The sequence below is a fragment of the uncultured Maribacter sp. genome, from assembly GCF_963977385.1.
Lineage (GTDB): Bacteria > Bacteroidota > Bacteroidia > Flavobacteriales > Flavobacteriaceae > Maribacter.
Map to the genome: position 1 here is coordinate 67,775 of NZ_CAXBOU010000007.1, position 18,507 is coordinate 86,281.

11 protein-coding genes are annotated in these 18,507 nt (G+C 34.3%); 8 read left to right on the forward strand and 3 right to left on the reverse strand.

From position 1 onward, the window contains the following. Nucleotides 1–77: 77 nt before the first annotated feature. From gap to AAC084_RS09340, 3 genes are all read right to left on the reverse strand, one after another. A complete protein-coding gene (gene gap / locus AAC084_RS09330) occupies nt 78–1,079 on the reverse strand; it encodes a type I glyceraldehyde-3-phosphate dehydrogenase (protein ID WP_339839875.1) in 1,002 nt (333 codons plus the stop codon). A 24-nt stretch (nt 1,080–1,103) separates the two neighbouring features. Next, nucleotides 1,104–2,090, reverse strand: coding sequence for a 6-phosphofructokinase (gene pfkA, locus AAC084_RS09335; protein ID WP_339839877.1), 987 nt, complete (start codon nt 2,088–2,090; stop codon nt 1,104–1,106). Between the two features lie 162 nt (nt 2,091–2,252). Continuing rightward, the gene (locus AAC084_RS09340) at nt 2,253–6,680 is read right to left on the reverse strand and encodes a translocation/assembly module TamB domain-containing protein (protein WP_339839879.1); all 4,428 of its coding nucleotides are present in this window, start codon (nt 6,678–6,680) and stop codon (nt 2,253–2,255) included. Between the two features lie 86 nt (nt 6,681–6,766). Between AAC084_RS09340 and tsaD the strand changes: the two genes are divergently transcribed. The 8 genes from tsaD to AAC084_RS09380 all read left to right on the forward strand — a co-directional run bounded on the left by tsaD (nt 6,767) and on the right by AAC084_RS09380 (nt 18,438). Next, entirely contained in the window at nt 6,767–7,792 is a 1,026-nt protein-coding gene (gene tsaD / locus AAC084_RS09345; RefSeq protein WP_339840006.1) for a tRNA (adenosine(37)-N6)-threonylcarbamoyltransferase complex transferase subunit TsaD, read from the forward strand. A 16-nt stretch (nt 7,793–7,808) separates the two neighbouring features. Then, nucleotides 7,809–8,516: a 16S rRNA (uracil(1498)-N(3))-methyltransferase gene (locus AAC084_RS09350; RefSeq protein WP_339839881.1), complete on the forward strand. Its 708-nt coding sequence runs from the start codon at nt 7,809–7,811 to the stop codon at nt 8,514–8,516. Between the two features lie 83 nt (nt 8,517–8,599). Next, nucleotides 8,600–9,250: a DUF4159 domain-containing protein gene (locus tag AAC084_RS09355; RefSeq protein WP_339839883.1), complete on the forward strand. Its 651-nt coding sequence runs from the start codon at nt 8,600–8,602 to the stop codon at nt 9,248–9,250. Between the two features lie 3 nt (nt 9,251–9,253). Beyond that, nucleotides 9,254–10,354: an AI-2E family transporter gene (locus AAC084_RS09360; RefSeq protein ID WP_339839885.1), complete on the forward strand. Its 1,101-nt coding sequence runs from the start codon at nt 9,254–9,256 to the stop codon at nt 10,352–10,354. A gap of 7 nt (nt 10,355–10,361) precedes the next feature. Further along, nucleotides 10,362–11,540: a class I SAM-dependent methyltransferase gene (locus tag AAC084_RS09365; RefSeq protein ID WP_339839887.1), complete on the forward strand. Its 1,179-nt coding sequence runs from the start codon at nt 10,362–10,364 to the stop codon at nt 11,538–11,540. A 349-nt stretch (nt 11,541–11,889) separates the two neighbouring features. After that, on the forward strand, nt 11,890–15,102 hold the full coding sequence (locus AAC084_RS09370; RefSeq protein WP_339839889.1) for a TonB-dependent receptor: 3,213 nt from the start codon (nt 11,890–11,892) through the stop codon (nt 15,100–15,102). A gap of 3 nt (nt 15,103–15,105) precedes the next feature. Further along, on the forward strand, nt 15,106–16,806 hold the full coding sequence (locus AAC084_RS09375; RefSeq protein WP_339839891.1) for a RagB/SusD family nutrient uptake outer membrane protein: 1,701 nt from the start codon (nt 15,106–15,108) through the stop codon (nt 16,804–16,806). 39 nt (nt 16,807–16,845) lie between these two features. Beyond that, on the forward strand, nt 16,846–18,438 hold the full coding sequence (locus AAC084_RS09380; protein WP_339839893.1) for a fasciclin domain-containing protein: 1,593 nt from the start codon (nt 16,846–16,848) through the stop codon (nt 18,436–18,438). Nucleotides 18,439–18,507: the final 69 nt, after the last annotated feature.

Sequence of the window (18,507 nt, forward strand, 5' to 3'; positions counted from 1 at the left end):
CTTTAAAAAATAAACCTGAAAATAAGGAAAAAAATGCCTCATTTTCAGGAAATATCTTAATTATACCAAATTGTTGGTTATAGCGTATTTACGTGTTGAATAAGGTCTACCATTTTATTGGAAAAACCTGCTTCGTTATCATACCAGCAAATCAATTTGAAAAACTTAGAATTCAATTCAATTCCTGCACCAGCATCAAATACACTTGTGTGAGTTTCTCCTATAAAATCTTGAGAAACAAGTAACTCTTCCGTATATCCTAAAACACCTTTCAATTCTCCTTCAGAAGCATCTTTAAATGCTTTTTTTATTTCTTCATAAGATGTCTCCTTTTCTAAACGAACAGTTAAATCAACAACTGAAACATCAGCAGTAGGAACTCTAAAAGCCATCCCTGTTAATTTACCTTTTAAAGAAGGTATTACTTTAGTTACTGCAACAGCAGCTCCTGTAGATGCAGGTATAATATTCAACATAGCACTTCTACCGCCTCTCCAGTCTTTTCTTGAAGGACCATCAACTGTCATTTGAGTTGCAGTTGTAGCATGAACGGTAGTCATTAAAGCTTCTTCGATACCGAATTTATCATTCAATACTTTAGCCATTGGTGCTAAACAGTTAGTTGTACAAGATGCATTTGAAACAATAGTATCAGATGATTTAACATCTTTATGATTAACTCCCATTACAAACATTGGGGCATCTTTAGAAGGCGCAGATATTACTACTTTTTTAGCACCGCCATCGATATGATATTGAGCAGTTTCTAAGGTTGTGAATATACCAGTACATTCAGCAACAGTTGTTGCACCTACTTCGTCCCATTTACAACTCTTAGGATCTCTTTCTGCTGTAATACGAACAGTTTTACCATTTACAACTAAATGACCATCTTTTACCTCTACAGTACCATCAAAAGCACCATGAACAGAATCATATTTAAGAAGGTAAGCTAAATGCTCTACATCTAGTAGGTCATTAATGGCAACTACATCAACATCACCACGTTTTACCGTTGTTCTGAAGACTAATCTACCTATTCTACCGAATCCGTTAATTCCTATTTTTAAATTTGACATTTTATCTATTTTTAATATTTAATATTATGTAGTCATTATTTCTGAAACCCTAATAAGTTCCTTATCAATTTTAGTATGCCCTTTGATCGCCTTATTAATAGGGGTCAAGGTTATCTTATTACATTGAATACCTACCATTAGGTTCGTTTTACCTTCAAGTAAAGCTTCCACTGCTTTTACCCCCATTCTACTAGCAAGTACTCTATCGTAGCACGATGGTGCCCCGCCTCTTTGCATATGACCTAGAACAGATACTCTAACATCGTAAATTGGCAAATGCTCTTCAACATATTCCTTAAGTTCGAATACGTTTTTACCAGATTTATCACCTTCCGCAACAATTACAATACTGGAAGATTTACCTGACTCCTTACTTCTCTTCAAAGATTCTAATAGTCTATCAAGTCCAAGGTTTTCTTCTGGAATTAAAATTTCCTCAGCACCTGCACCAACACCTGCATTTAAGGCAATATGGCCAACATCTCTACCCATAACTTCTACAAAGAAAAGTCTGTTATGAGAACTGGCTGTATCTCTTATCTTATCGATACATTCTACCACTGTATTAAGAGCTGTATCAAAGCCTAATGTAAAAGTGGTTCCGAAAATATCGTTATCAATTGTACCGGGTATACCAATTACTGGAAAATTAAACTCCCTGTTAAAAATCATGGCACCAGTAAAACTACCATCACCTCCAATAACAACGAATGCATCTATTCCAGCTTTTAGAAGCTCTTTATGGGCTTTTTTTCTACCCTCTGGTGTTCTAAAATCATCACATCTGGCAGACTTAAGTATTGTACCACCTTTGTTAATAATATTGTTAACGCTACGGGCATCCATAGGTTTAAAATCCCCTTCAATCATACCTTGATACCCTCTGTAAATTGCAACGCAATCTACCTTCATATAGGCACAGGTACGAACAACTGATCTTATGGCTGCATTCATGCCTGGAGAATCACCTCCTGAAGTCAGTACTGCTATTTTTTTTATTTCTGAAGACATCGAAAAATTTAAGCCAACGAAAGTACTAAATCTTAACGCAATAATAAAATAATGTAAGCCCCCATTTCGAATAGAATTTAAAGAAAACGTTTTAGTTGTGACATTTTAATACAATAGTTCTTAAAATGTCACATTTCTTAACAATAAGCACACATTAGCTTATCAATTTATTGATTTAGGCTTATCGTAAAATCGAATTAAACTATCATTTCCCATTACCGAAGAAGGAGTTTCTTCTAGTTTTTCAGGCTCCTCAATTTCTTTCTTTTTAGTCAAGATTTTTCTAAAAAGTTCTTTGAAATTATTAAAATCAACTTCATAGGTCAAACCAGCCCCTTGTGTTGAACCTTGTTGATCTGATAAATATGCTTGAATCTCGCTTTGTCTACTAAAAAACTTAGCACTTAACGTTCCTTCTTCGTTTAATAAAACTTGTATTTCAAAATCACCTGCTACCAACGTTTCACTAGAAGCACCTACCGGCACCCCAACTTTACCATTGAATAATATTCTATCAGAAATTTGTGTAGAAACCGTCACCCCAATTCGGTCATCGGTTGTAATATCTGCAGATCTATCTAATATACCTTGCTCATAAGAAAGACCAAGATTGAACTTATCATTACCCCCACTTAAAATAGAATTTAAAATACTTGATGCACTCTGAACCAAATTACCTGTAATTGCCTGTTGACTTATACCACTTTGCGAATTAACAAAAGTGCCTTGAGCTAAAAGAAATATAGCATTTTTCTCTTCTACTGTCGGATCCTGCAACCTATATTCAAGTTCAGATTGTACTATAGAATTTGTACCTGGAAAGTCGATACTAAAATCAATATCTGGACTTTGTAGTTCTCCCGTTAATCTAATAATTACATCGGTCGGAATTCTACGGGTAAATTGTGCATCATCTAGCAAAGGTGCAGGATTGGCATTAAGAGAATACACTGCCTCCATTGCTAAAATTGCTTCTAAGGGTTTTTGGTCCCAGTTAATTGTACCACCTGGTTCCACTTTAAATTTCTTATCTATAATACCACCAAACTTATAACTGAATTCTCCGGTAACCACAACAAAATCTCCATACATCTCAAACTTTCCATTCGTATTGATCTGTATCAAAATAATTCCTTCTCCGGTACCCTTTAAAGAACTACCTGTTTTAGTATCGGTTACAATTTCGACTTCCGCATCTGGTGTAATATCTAGGTTAAATTCCAACTCTAAACCTTGATAGTCTTTTAATTGTCGTTGCCTTTCTATCGCTTGAATATCATTTTTCTCTATAAAATTGATAAAAGAATAATCACCCACACTAGCAACATCGCTCAACGGTATTTTCAAAGAAGTCCCCTTCGCAGTTGAACCATCTACAGTTATATTTAATGCCGTAGTAGGTCCAAAAATACGGCCTGTACCATTTAAATACCCAGTCCCGTAATACAACTCACCTTCTTTAAAATCCGTATTTAATATTAAAAAACGTTGATCTTTGGTATCAACATTTAGATCTAATACCCAATTGTCAAAAAAGCTATGTGTTATGGTACCATCCAAATTCGCCCTAGTTCCTTTTGCTACATCTTCTAGAGCTATATTCTCAAAATTGAAAGTCTGGTCAGATAGTACGACTCGTGAACGTGGTGCAAAACCATAATCTACATTTAAATATGGGACTGCTATACCTGCATTATCTAAAGTTAATAGCCCATTAAAACTCGGATTATTAACATTACCAACGATACTGACCCTACCATCAATATCTCCTCGGATATTATCTATGACACCTTCGCCTAACGGACTAAAAGGCTCTAAACTAAAGTTATTAAAATTGGCTATTAAATTAGCTTTGGGTATTTCATCTTTATTCTCAATACTACCAACTACGCTGAATTTTTCCAATCCATTATCAGAGAGTTGAGAGTTAACTTGAAACTCGGTTAAATCTTTATTACCAATTATACTAATTGCTAAATCTCCCAGCTCAATATCGTTAATACCGAAGCCATTAATATTCAAGTTCGATGATGGTAAATAAATACCATCTTTTTGCAATACATTCAAAGTTCCGTTCACCTCGCCTTGCAATTTAAGGCTGTCAATTACAGGAGTAATTTTATCTAATGAGACTATTTTAAACTGCAACTGAAGGTCTTTATAGGTAGAATCAGCCAACTGACCTCGCAATCTAATTTGCTCTTTATCCTCATTATTCATTACAATTTCTTGAATAGTAATACTGTCTAAAGCCCTATTTAAGATTACTTTATTTTTAGTATCACCATCTTTATTCAACACCCATTTATTACCCTTAAAATTGACATCGGATGTTTTAAGACCAATTACTGATTTATTGTCTTTATTGAAAGTGTGGTAAAAATTGAGATTATAAGAATCATTAAAATCACTTCCTCCTTTAAATTCAGACCTAAAGAACAAAGTATCTTTAAGAGTAGTGTTGATTAAATTAAAATCTTTGAAATTATAATAAGGAGTATCTAACTCCCCAACAGAAACGAATGTGTTGAAAAGAGGGTTTTTATTATCTATACGAACCTCTATATTATCTGCAGCAGTACCAAAAGCTTCTATGCTAGGTGATTCAAAATTGAGCTTAAAATCGCCCTCATCAGCAACAATGTTTCCTTTTATAAAAGTGTTAGGATCAAACCGAACTTCAGGAAAAAAAACATCTACGATTTTATTATAAATCTTAAAATTAAAAGAAAGATTTTGTCCATCAGAAATTTCAAACGGTCTATAATTTGTATAAATACTACCCAAAGAGTTTTGCACAAGTTTACCCAATTCACGTACTTTAAAATTACCTTTCATAAAACCGGTAATAATATCTGGAGAATTGATATTTATAATACGTGCTTTCTCATTATCAAAACTTGAGGTAATCGAAAAATCTTCGAAATAATAGGTGTCATTTACATTTTGATAATTGGTTTGAGTGAATTTAATATCGCCTTCAATATTATCAAGGCTAGTGCCCGTAATATCCATGCTTACATTACCTTTAAAAACGGAAACGCTATCATTAATAAAATTAAGTTTCTTTAAATCTGCATAATCTACAGAGGCTATAAAATTAAAATTGTTTCTAGTCTCAGCAACATTGGCAAGACCTTTAAAATTAAATTTTAAATTTTCATCATTACTTATTAATGAACCATCAAACAATTGATCTTTAATTAAACCCGAAACTCTTAAATCTTGATAATTATACTTGTTAAATTCTATAGAATAAATTTGACCTATAACTTCGGTATTCAATTTTTCCTTAACAAAACCTTTTCCTTCTACATTAAAATCTAAAGTTGTTTTACCTAAATTTTTATTCTCTGCAAAATCGCCTAAGTCAAAATCGATCAAGGAAATAAACCCTTTATAAGTGGCATTATCTATATTATTGAAATCGCTCAATACAATGTCAGCATAGCTACTACCAATTGCGGTATTCAAGTTTACTTTTGCATCAATAGACGAGTTGGTGATAAATGCATTACCACGAATTGTAAACTGACCAAGTTTACTAAAACTAGAGGGCAATGAGTTGCCAATTAGATTAGGCAACAAAGCATTTAATTGATAGTAACTACTTGTTACATTTTTCATTTCAGCATTTAAACTGAAAGGTTTCTGCTTACTAAATAAATTTTTAAAATTGAAATCTCCACGTATACCTGTATTATCTGAAAACAGAAAAAGATTATCGGTATTTAAATCATTTAGAGCACCATTTATATCTGCGCTGAACGTAACTTCTTTACCTTTTCCAAATTCATTATAAAGGAGATTAATTTCATCAAAAGAAACCTTCGACTCTTTAAAATCAGCAACAACATTTACCTTATTTAAAAAATCATGAAAATCTTCCCGATTATAATTAAAAGCCAGGTTACCATCTAATTCGGATAACGGTGTATTTATTTTAAGGGAATCGAAACGCATTTGTTGCTTCGTATACTTAAAATTAGTGGCCAACCTATTCACTTTTAATCCTCTATTACTGTACAGCGACATATCTTGTATATCGACCGTCACTTCTGGGCCAAGAATAAGAAAATCACCCGCATTTATATTTAGGCTATCAAAATTTAAAATAGTAGATTTTTCTAAATTCTCATCGATGTATTTAAATCTACTTTTATTAATAACCACATTAGAAGAAGATAATTTAAATGGAGGTGTACCAGGCGCTCTTGGCTGACCATCATCAAGTTTATCTACAAAAACTTCTAAATTAGTGTTCTCTTCACCATAGTAGGTTCTCAATTTAAAATTCAACCTATCGACAGAAATGTCTCCGAATTCCAAATTTCCTTGAGCCAAATTGCCTATACTTAGAATAGATGTTTTTAGTTCATTAACATAAAACAAGGTGTCTTTTTTATAATCTTCTATGAAGACACCTTTTAATGCAGTGTCCCAAGAAATCAAAGAAAGTTTTAATCGTTCTATATTTATATTGGTACCATATTGTTTATTAATTTGCTTGGTAGCATACTGTGCTAATAACGTCTGAACAACTGGAAGGGAAAATATTAAGGTACCTAAAACACATATCAGTAAAAGCACTAATAATGTTCTAACCAATATTTTCCTAAGTTTTTTGATAGAGCTATATGTTTTACCTTTGTTATTCAAATTTTATTCCAAATATGTTGGAAAACGAAACAATTTATATACTTGCTATAGAATCTTCTTGTGATGACACTTCTGCGGCAGTTTTAATGAACGATAAAGTGCTTAGTAATGTTGTCGCCACCCAAGAAATTCACAAGGAATACGGAGGGGTTGTACCAGAACTAGCATCAAGAGCGCATCAACAAAACATTGTCCCCGTAGTCGATCAAGCAATAGCCAAAGCAAATATCGATAAAAAACAATTATCAGCCATAGCATTTACAAGAGGACCTGGTCTTATGGGATCACTTCTTGTAGGCACTTCATTCGCTAAATCATTGTCACTAGGCTTGCAAATACCTCTTATTGAGGTAAATCATATGAAGGCTCATATTTTAGCGCACTATATCGACGACGATAGCATGAAGGCACCTAATTTTCCTTTTCTAGCATTAACTATAAGCGGGGGGCACACTCAAATTGTACAGGTCAATGATTTTTTTGATATGAAAATTATTGGTCAAACATTAGATGATGCTGTTGGTGAGGCCTTTGACAAAAGCGCAAAAATTTTAGGCCTACCCTACCCTGGCGGTCCTTTAATTGATAAATATGCAGCAACAGGTAATCCACTTAAATTTGAATTCCCCATTCCAAAGGTGAAAGAATTAGATTTTAGTTTCAGCGGATTAAAAACCAACATACTCTACTTCATTCAAAAACAGACAAAAGAAGATTCAGATTTCGTAAAAAACAATCTAGAGGATATCTGCGCATCAATTCAATTCACTATTATAAAAATTTTGATGCTAAAACTTAAAAAAGCTGTTAAACTAACGGGAATTAAAGAGATAGCCATAGGAGGCGGAGTTTCTGCAAATTCTGGCATTAGAAAAGCTCTAATTGAAGCACAAACTAAATATGGTTGGAAAACCTATGTGCCTAAATTTGAATATTGTACAGACAATGCTGCAATGATAGGCATAGTAGGATATTATAAATTCAAAAACAATGCCTTCACGCAACAAGATGTAACTGCAAAAGCGAGATATTTAATTTCTTGATTCAACCAAAGATTGTATGCAACTATTCTATAATTCTGATATAAAAGCCACCGATACTATTTTTACTTTCGACAATAACGAAAGCAAGCATATTATTAAAGTGCTCAGAAAAAAAAATGATGACGAATTATGGATTACTAATGGCCATGGCTATTTATTTCAAGCCAAAATCATAGGTGATTCCATTAAGAAATGTGAGGTTGAACTCATATCCTCGAAAAAGACGCACCCTAAGGCACATTGGCTTCACATGGTTGTTGCCCCTACAAAAATGAACGATCGTTTCGAATGGTTTTTAGAAAAGGCAACAGAGATTGGTGTTGATGAAATAACTCCGATAATCTGCGAGCGTTCTGAGCGAAAAATCATTAAGTTAGATAGAATGCAACGCGTAATTGAATCAGCCATGAAGCAATCTCTTCAAACCTATTTACCAAAATTAAACGAACCTTTAAGCTTAGCCGAGTTTTTAAAAAAACCCGTTACTGGTTTACAGTTTATAGCGCATTGCGAAGACAGCGAACGTCATGAACTTAAACGAAGAGTTGGGGCAGATCAAGATGTAACCATTCTAATAGGTCCTGAAGGTGATTTCACTCTAAATGAAATTAAAAGTGCAATGACAAGTGGGTATTTACCTGTTGCCATGGGTAAAACTAGATTGAGAACAGAAACCGCCGCCATTGTTGCCTGTACTATTGTCGCCTCGATTAATAACGGATAATTAAATTAACTTTAGATGAATTTACGACAGATTGAAAATAGCTCCGTGTCAATTTTTAATCTTCTAATTTCGTAGATTTGATTATGAGAAATTTTGTCACTTCGCTCCTCTTTTGCATTTTACTCTCAAATTTTTCATTGGAGGCACAAGAAGTTGCAATTTTAAAATACCAAGGTGGTGGCGATTGGTATGCCAACCCTACGGCGTTACCTAATTTAATTAAATTCTGTAACAATAATATCGGAACAACTTTAAGTAGTAAACCTGCAACTGTTGAAGTTGGCAGCTCTTCAATTTTCCAGTATCCATTCATACATATGACTGGCCATGGTAATGTGGTATTTTCTGAAGATGATTTAGAAAACTTAAGAAATTACCTTTTGGCTGGAGGTTTTTTACATATTGATGACAATTATGGCATGAAACCTTACATAACTAGAGAGATTAAAAGACTTTTTCCTGATGCTACTCTTGAGGAGCTTGGAGCCGAACATCCTATATTTTCAAATAGTTACACATTTGCAAAAGGATTGCCAAAAATTCATGAACACGATGGTCAACGCCCACAGGCATTCGCGGTTTTTAAGAATGGAAGAATTGTATTATTATTTACATCAGAGTCAGATTTAGGTGATGGCTGGGAAGACCCTACCGTTCATAATGATTCCGCTGAAATACGAGAACAAGCGCTAAAAATGGGCGCAAATATTATCACCTATGTTTTTAAAAGCTAACTAATGACGTCAAAAACTATTTCGAAAGGTATTCTTAGGGCTATTGGCTTCATAGTGGGTATTACCTTATTACTTTATCTCCTATACACGATACGGTCGGTATTGGCATATTTGGCCATTGCTGCAGTAGTAGCATTAATAGGAAGACCTTTGGTTCGATTTTTAAGACTAAAACTTAAATTCCCTAATATTCTGGCGGTTATTATTACAATGCTGTTAATGGTTGGGATTTTGTCCGGTATAGTAGCATTATTCGTCCCGCTGTTATCAGAACAAAGCCAAAACCTTTCTCTTCTTGACATTGATGAATTACAAAAAAGTCTAAATACTTTATACCATCAAATCACCAATTACCTAGGCTTATCATCTCATATCGTTGAAGATGTTATTGATGATGTAGCTTTGGAGAGGAATATTTTAAAAGGATTAGATATAGGGTTTATTCCTAATTTTTTAAATTCCTTTTTAACGATATTAAGTTCTGCTAGTATAGGCTTATTTTCAGTACTTTTTATTTCCTTTTTCTTTCTAAAAGACAGAAAACTTTTTGAGCACGGACTGCTTATTTTCATTCCAAATACTAAAAAACAGGGAACTACTAATTCAATAGAAAAAATAAACAGCCTGTTATCAAGATACTTTGTTGGCTTACTGCTTCAAATATTCATACTTTTTGTTATTTATACCATAGTTTTATTAATTGTAGGTATTGAAAATGCTGTGGTTATAGCATTCTTATGTGCACTCTTCAACATCATACCTTATATAGGTCCTATAATTGGAGGAGTTATAATGTTAACATTAACCATGACGAGTAATTTAGGTTCTGATTTTAGCGAAGTAATTCTTCCTAAAACAGGTTATGTATTCTTAGGATTATTATTCGGGCAATTGGTAGATAATTTTTTCTCTCAACCATTCATATTTTCCAATAGTGTAAAATCACATCCTTTAGAAATTTTCTTGATTATTATAATTGCTGGCTTACTCTTCGGTGTAGTAGGCATGATTGTCGCAGTACCCGGTTACACTGCTATAAAAGTTATATTGAAAGAGTTTTTATCAGAGAATCAAATCGTTAAATCATTGACCCATAACCTCTAAAATTTTCGTGAATCCTTTTATTTTATCTAATGAAGCACAAGAGTTTATCAATGATAATCTTAATACAGATATTCATAAGATTCTTTTAAAGAAATCGCCATTTGCCGAAATCTCATCAAAAGAACTTGTAGAGCAAATAGAATCTAAAGCAAAAGCAAAACAAAAATTACCGACTTGGTTCGCAACTAAAAATATCTACTACCCCAATAAACTTAATCTTTCACAAACATCATCAGAGATATCGGCTAACTACAAATTTTCATTACTAGAAGGTGATGATATAATAGATATTACAGCTGGTTTAGGAATAGATTCTTTTGTTTTCAGCAAGAAATTTAAAAATGTTATTCATGTTGAAAAAAATGAAGAACTGTCTGCCATCGCCCAACATAATTATATTCAATTAAAAGCCACGAATATCAAATGTATTTCTGAAGATGGTATATCTTTTCTAAAGAATACACCAGAATCATTTGATTGGATATATATAGACCCTTCACGAAGAGATAAGAACAATAAGAAAGTCTATTATTTATCTGATTGTGAGCCAGATGTTACGTTACACATTGATTTTCTATTTACAAAATCAAGTAATATTTTAATAAAAACCGGCCCATTACTAGATTTAAATAATGGATTAAGACAATTAAAAAATGTAAAGGAAATACATATCGTAGCAATAGGTAACGATGTAAAAGAAATTTTATGGGTTTTAGAAAAAGGTTATATTGAAGAGCCATTAATAAAAACCATAAACATCAAAAATGAAATTGAACAAACCTTCCAATTTCAATTTAGTCAAGAACAGTCATCTATTTCTACATATTCTCAACCCCAGAATTTTTTATATGAACCAAATGCCGCTATTTTAAAATCTGGTTCATTCCAATATATTGCTGAGTATTATAACTTAAATAAACTACATTCTAATTCACACCTTTACACTTCAAAAAAATTGATGTCTTTTCCTGGTCGTATTTTTAGAATATTAGATATTCTTGATTACACTAAGAAATCAATAAAAGGTATATCTAAAGCAAATATTACTACTAGAAATTTCCCTGATTCAGTTGAGAAAATTAGAAAGAAATTTGGTTTAAAAGACGGTGGTAATTCTTATATATTCTTTACTACAAATAAAGACCAAAAATTAATTGTAATCAGCTGTATTCAAATCTTCGAATAATCGATCACCATTAGCACTACATCGTTATAGATTGGTTTTTTACCGTGATATTTTACTACAAATTAAATCAAATATGTTAAAGTTTTAAACTTAGGAATTTGTAAAAAAAAATACCTCTAAATTATTGATACTTCAATAATTACAAGCGCTTAAAGAGATAATATTAATCACAATAGTCGTTAATAGAATTAAACTACTCGTAAAATAACCCATTTGAATTATACCTATATGCGGTAAAAGTGCTATTATTATACCGGATTTTGATTTTTTTAACATTTAAAAGCTTCATACAATGTTTATAAAAGTTCAAAATTCAGAAATTAATTTAAACTAACAAACAACAACGATTATGAGTCAAAAACGTGATTACAAGTCGGTTAAATCCAAAAAAAGGTCTTCCTTTTTTAAAACCGGATTTTTATCGATGCTCATGTGTCTTGGTGCCCAAATGGCGCAGGCAAATGAGAAAACAAGTACTTCAAATGAAGTTGAAGTAAAAACACTTCAATCTACGATTACAGGAACTGTATTAGATGATGCTGGGCAACCACTTCCTGGAGCAAACGTCCTTGAAAAAGGTACTACCAATGGTACCCAAACAGATTTCGATGGAAATTACAGTATGAATATTGCTGATGGGGCAACATTAGTATTTAGTTACGTCGGTTTCAAAAGCCAAGAAATTGCAGTTAACGGCCAAACTACTGTTAATGCAACTTTAGTAGAAGACGCTGCAGCTTTAGATGAAGTTATTGTAACTGGTTATTCAACACAAACAAGAGGCGATTTAACAGGTTCTGTTGGTAGTGTTGATATTTCAGAAGCTACTAAAGCTCCTATTGTGAATGCAGCAGAAGCATTACAAGGTAGAGTTTCTGGTGTTACTATTACTAACAATGGTTCTCCTGGTGCAACACCAGTTGTAAGAATTAGAGGTTATGGTACAGGTAACAGTAATGACCCACTATATATTATTGATGGTGTGCAAACTGATGACGCATCAATCTTAAATTCTATAAACCCTGCTGATATTGCACAGATGAACGTTCTTAAGGATGGTGCTGCTGCAATATATGGTGCTAGAGCATCTAACGGTGTTGTTATCATAACAACTAAAGGTGGTGGTTATAATATGAATTCCGCAAAAATTTCTGTTGACATGTACACTGGTTTTTCTAGTGCAACAAATCTTCCTGAATTATTAAACACCCAACAACATGGGAATATGATTTTTCAGAGTTTAAGAAATGATGGTGGTTTCCCATCTCATGCACAGTACGGTAATGGTCCAAACCCAGTAGTTCCCGAAAAACTTCAAAGAGCTCCTGTTGATGCAACTGTAAAGCCAGGTGGTGGTACTGATTGGTTAGATGAAATATATAGAACAGCTATTACACAAAATGCCTCTATTACATTAGAGAATGGTAATGAGCAATCTAAGTTTCTTTTTTCTGCTAGCTATCTAAATCGACAAGGTATTCAAATTGCAACTGGCTACAAGAGAGGTTCGGTTCGTTTGAATTCGGAATTTAAAGTAGGTGATAGAATTAAAATAGGAGAACATACTAATATTTCTTTTGATAATAGAAGTGGTGGACAATCTTGGTTTGGCTTTGCCACTAGAATGTCTCCGTTAGTTCCTGTTTTTGATGACGAAGGTAATTATGCAGGTAACTATAGTAATGATACAGGATTATCAAACCCTAACAACCCGGTAGCTGAAGCTAATAGACAATCAGATAATTACACTAAAAACTTAAGAGTATTTGGTGATATTTATGCTACTTTAGACATATTAGATGGTTTGCAGTTCAAAACGTCTATTGGTGGATCTTTAAGAGCGTTCAATACTAGACAATTTAGAGCACTGATACCTGAATCTTCAGAACCAATATCAACAAATACACTGACAGAGGCTGATCAAGACACATACGAATGGGTATGGTCGAATACTTTAAATTATAGTAAATCATTTGGTGATCATAATTTAAATGCACTTGCAGGTATTGAAGCGGTTAACGTTTCTGGTAAGGGTAAAGAAATTACTAGAACGAATTTTTTCTTTGAAACTCCAGAATATTATCTATTAAGTAATGGTGGTGGTGCTGCAAACGTAGCGTATGCATATGATAATGCATCTTCACTATTTTCAGTATTTGGAACCGCAAACTACAATTTTGCAGGCAAATACTATTTGACAGCAACAGTACGTCAAGATGAGTCATCAAGGTTTCTAGGTGACAATAAAAGCGATATTTTTCCATCTTTTAGTGGTGGTTGGGTAGTAAGCAACGAAGGCTTTTGGCCAGAAAATAATACAGTTAGCAGATTAAAGTTTAAAGGTTCATGGGGTCAATTGGGTAACCAAACACTTCCAGTAAACAATCCTACTTATAATATTTCTGCGCTTAGTCAACAATATGCCGATTACGGGTTTAATGGTAGCGGTGGAGTTACTCAAGGTGCTATTTTAGAATCTGCTGGTAACCCTAATTTAAAGTGGGAAACTAGTGAAACAACCAATTTTGGAATTGAACTTGGCTTTTTTGACAACAAATTAAATTTAGAAGCAGAATATTTTATTATCGAAACTAAAGATTTAATTAGCCCAGATAACAGTCTATTCAGTTCTACAGCGATTGCAGCAAATGCTCCGTATGTAAATTTAGGGTCAATTGAAAATAAAGGTATCGACGCTACATTAAGCTTTGCCGATGTAACTTCATCTGGTTTTAGCTATGGTATTGATATGAATTTTTCTTCATACAAAAATGAGGTTACTGATTTAATTAGTGCTTTCCAACCTGGCGATGGTGGTTTCAGAACTACGGGTACGGTTACGAGAACGCAAGTTGGCCAACCACTGTCTTCCTTTTATGGTAGGGTAGTTGAAGGTATTTTCGCATCTGCTGCTGAAGTATCTGCGGCACCTGATCAAGGTTTTGCAACTCCTGAAGATGGTGTTGGTAGGTTTAGATATGCCGATGTAACACCAGATGGTGTAATCAATGATGATGATAGAACTTTTATTGGTTCTCCACACCCAGACTTCACATATGGTTTCAATTTAACCATGGGTTATAAAGGTTTTGATATGTCCGCCTTTTTACAAGGTTCTCAAGGAAATGATATCTTTAATAACGATAAAGTGTATACTGATTTCCCAACATTCTTTAATGCAAATAGAAGTGTAAGAGTATTAGATTCTTGGACTCCAGATAATCTTGATGCAACTTTACCAGCGCTTAGCGCTAGTATTACCAATAATGAAGGTACTTCAAATTCATTCTTTGTAGAAGACGGTTCTTACATGAGACTTAAAAACTTACAAATTGGGTATTCTTTTGATGAGAAAGTTGCTGGTATGATGGGTATGGACAGTGTAAGGTTCTACATTCAAGGAACTAATCTATTAACAGTTACTGGTTACGATGGTGTTGATCCTGAATTACAACCAAGGTTTAATGATAATGATTCAATAGACAACCTTACAATTGGTGTTTCAAATAACAACTACCCTTTAGCCTCTATTTATTCATTAGGCGTTAATTTAAAATTTTAAAAAATGAAAAAGAAAATATTTTATTCTATAACACTTACATGCATGATGCTAGGTGCATGTAGTGATGATTTTACGGAGATTGCCCCTACAGGTGCACTTTCCGACTCGGCATTACAGAATGCAACAGGCGTTGACCTTAAACTCACCGCAGCATATTCGGCAATGGATGGGGAACGTATTAGTAGACAAGGTGAAGGTGTTGCCGCAGGTGGTGACAACTGGTGGACCGATGTGGTTTCTGATGATGCCCACAGAGGTAGTACAGATAGTGATAACACGGCTTTATTTCAAGTAGAGACATTAGACTGGCAAACCGGAAACAACTGGTTCTTAGGTAGATGGAGCGCGCTTTATGGCGGTGTTAATGCTTGTAATGCTGTACTAGATTTGATAAACCAAGTAGAGGATGGTGATTTCACCCAACAAAAAGGTGAAGCGCTTTTCTTGAGAGCTTATTATAATTTTGAACTTCAAAAATTCTTTGGAAACGTTCCATTTATTTCTGTTGAGAACTTAGTAAATTTTGAATTCAATCAACCGAATCCAGGTCCGATTTGGGCTCAAATCGAAGCTGATTTACAAGAAGCAACTACTAGCTTAGGTTCTGATGTTGTTAATGGACGTGCTAATTCTTGGGTTGCAAAAGCCTTTTTAGGAAAAGCCTATTTGTATCAAGAAAAATGGGATGATGCGTTTACACTTTTAAATGAAGTAGTAACTACAGGACCATATTCTTTAAATACTGAATTCGTAAATAATTTTAATTTTGCGGGTGAAAATAGCTCAGAATCAATGTTCGCTATTCAATTCGTTTCAGATGATGGTAGATCATTTAATGGAAACGGAGCTGGTACTTTGAATTTTCCAGGAGGTGGACCTTTAGGAACTTGCTGTGGGTTTTATCAACCAACACAAGATTTAGTTAACGCCTATCAGACAGATGCAGCAGGTCTTCCTCTTTTGGATACCTTCGCAGCAACAGATGTTACAAGTGATTATGGCATTAACAGTACTGAAGATTTTACCCCATTTACAGGTCTTTTAGATCCTAGACTTGACTACACAGTATCAAGAAGAGGTATTGATTATAATGGTTTTGGCCCTAACCCGGGAAAAGAATGGATTAGAGCTGGATTTAGTGATGTTTCTGGACCATATCTTCCTAAGAAGAACATATATCAAGCAGATGAAGTTGATGCGAATAGAGGAACCGGGGGCTGGGGTTCTGATTGGTCTGGCATAAATTATAACGTTATGCGTTTTGGTGATGTTCTTTTATTGGCTGCAGAAGCGGCTGTTGAGAAGTCTAGCCCAAATTTACCTTTGGCACTTTCATATGTTAACCAAGTTAGAACTAGAGCTCAAAATATGACATATATACAAAATGAAGCGGGTGATGGTGCAGCGGCAAATTATCAGATACAACCTTATGGATCTTTTCCTACGGCTGCTTTTGCAAGAAAGGCTGTTCGTTTTGAGCGTCGTTTAGAATTAGGTATGGAAGGTCATCGTTTATTTGATTTAAGAAGATGGGGAGTTGCACAACAAGTTATCAATACCTATATAGCTAATGAAGCAGCAGACATTAGTAAATCAGATTATAGCAGGTTCGGCACTTACACAGAAAAATTTGATTTGTTCCCTATTCCGATTAATGCTATTGATCAAAGTGGTGGAATATTAACTCAGAATCCTGGGTATTAATTAAATTTTCAATAAAATAAATCTTAACAAAATATAGACATGAATAAATTTCGAACAATAAGTATTGTTTTTTCGATGCTCGCGTTAGTAGGATTAAACTCCTGTGATGATGATGATATCGAATCGCCAGGCAGTGCCATTATTGGCCCAGGTTCGGTGTATACTAGAATTAATACAGGAGGAAGCACAACCGCTCTCGACGCTGCACTTAAAGCAGCTTCAGGCGACCTTGTTGCAACTTTAAATGGTACTGAGGCTTTTACGGTATTAGCACCTAATGACGGAGCTTTTACTGCCTTAGCTAATGCAGTAGGTTTTGAGACTGCAGATGAATTTTTAGCCAATGTTGATCCAGGAGTACTTTCCCAAATATTAAGATATCATTTGATTTCGGGGATTACTGAAGCAGGATCTTTTTCAGATGGAAGTTCGATAAGTACTGTTTTAGGGGATGAGCTTTCTGTATTTATTTCTGCAGATGGTGATGTACAATTGCAAGATGCAAGCAAATTACCAGAAACCAACCCTTTATCAACAGTGGTTCAGGCCAATGGTTATGCTGACAATGGTATCGTTCATTTAATAGATAAGGTACTTCTACCACAGGCAGCAATTGAGGCTTTAAATTTTGACCTTAGACCTACGCTTATGGAATGGGCAAATGGCACAGAAGAATTAAGCCTTTTAGCTACAGCTTTAGATAAAGCAGGCTTAGTTGGTGCAATAACGGAATTGGATACGGCAAGAGTATTAGCACCTAACAACCAAGCTTTTGCTGATTTATTTACTGCATTGGGCGATGATTATAGCAGCCTAGATGATTTTGATAATGATGTCGAAATTGCCTTACTTAGCGATATTCTTTTATTCCATGTGTTACCACCAGCTAATGAATCTACAGATTTAGTAGTAGGACCGGCAGCAACACTTTTAAAAGATAATGTTGTTGATGTAACTGCCGACGGTACAGGATTCGCTTTTGGCGATGCTACAGCAACTACTGCTAGTACAGCGACTGCAGATATAGATGCTAAAAATGGATTTGTTGATATAATTGACAAAGTTCTTTTACCACAAGCAGCCTTAGACTTTATAGCCTTACTAGCATCCGATGATTTGGCTACTGTTGTAAGCGGTTCTGCGCAATTGAGTATTTTAGAAGAAGCATTGATTGCAACCGATTTGGTTGGTGCCTTCACCGATGCTACTAATGTTCAAGACACAACAGCTACCAATTTCACCTATTTTAGGCCAGCAACTGTTTTTGCACCAACTAATGCTGCTTTTTCCGATTTATTCAATACTTTAGGACCTGACTATACCAGTATAGCTAGTTTCGATACAGAGGATGAGAAAGCACTTCTTAGTGAAATACTTTTATACCATGTATTAGCAGGCAAAATAGTAAATGAAGATTTTGAGGCTGGAATGGAAACCACAGCACTAGGAAGAGACCTAGAAATTATTAGTGTAGTAGGTAGTACCGATGTTTTCGTTATTGGTGATGAAACTAACGATGTAAATGCCAATTTAATATCAATCGACGTTTTGGCAAGAAATGGTGTAGCCCATGTTGTCGATAAAGTATTGTTACCTAAAAGTGCAATTGACTTTATAAAGGATATGGAATAACACATTAAGTTTAACGCTAACACTTTGTTTAGTGTAAATAAATACTAAACCACCCTGCATTGATTATGC

Coding starts and splice junctions, on each gene's coding strand:
- AAC084_RS09375 (WP_339839891.1), top strand. CDS start 15,106: ATGAAAAAGAAAATATTTTATTCTATAACACTTACATGCATGATGCTA.
- AAC084_RS09360 (WP_339839885.1), top strand. CDS start 9,254: ATGACGTCAAAAACTATTTCGAAAGGTATTCTTAGGGCTATTGGCTTC.
- gap (WP_339839875.1), bottom strand. CDS start 1,079: ATGTCAAATTTAAAAATAGGAATTAACGGATTCGGTAGAATAGGTAGA.
- AAC084_RS09380 (WP_339839893.1), top strand. CDS start 16,846: ATGAATAAATTTCGAACAATAAGTATTGTTTTTTCGATGCTCGCGTTA.
- AAC084_RS09355 (WP_339839883.1), top strand. CDS start 8,600: ATGAGAAATTTTGTCACTTCGCTCCTCTTTTGCATTTTACTCTCAAAT.
- AAC084_RS09350 (WP_339839881.1), top strand. CDS start 7,809: ATGCAACTATTCTATAATTCTGATATAAAAGCCACCGATACTATTTTT.
- AAC084_RS09370 (WP_339839889.1), top strand. CDS start 11,890: ATGAGTCAAAAACGTGATTACAAGTCGGTTAAATCCAAAAAAAGGTCT.
- pfkA (WP_339839877.1), bottom strand. CDS start 2,090: ATGTCTTCAGAAATAAAAAAAATAGCAGTACTGACTTCAGGAGGTGAT.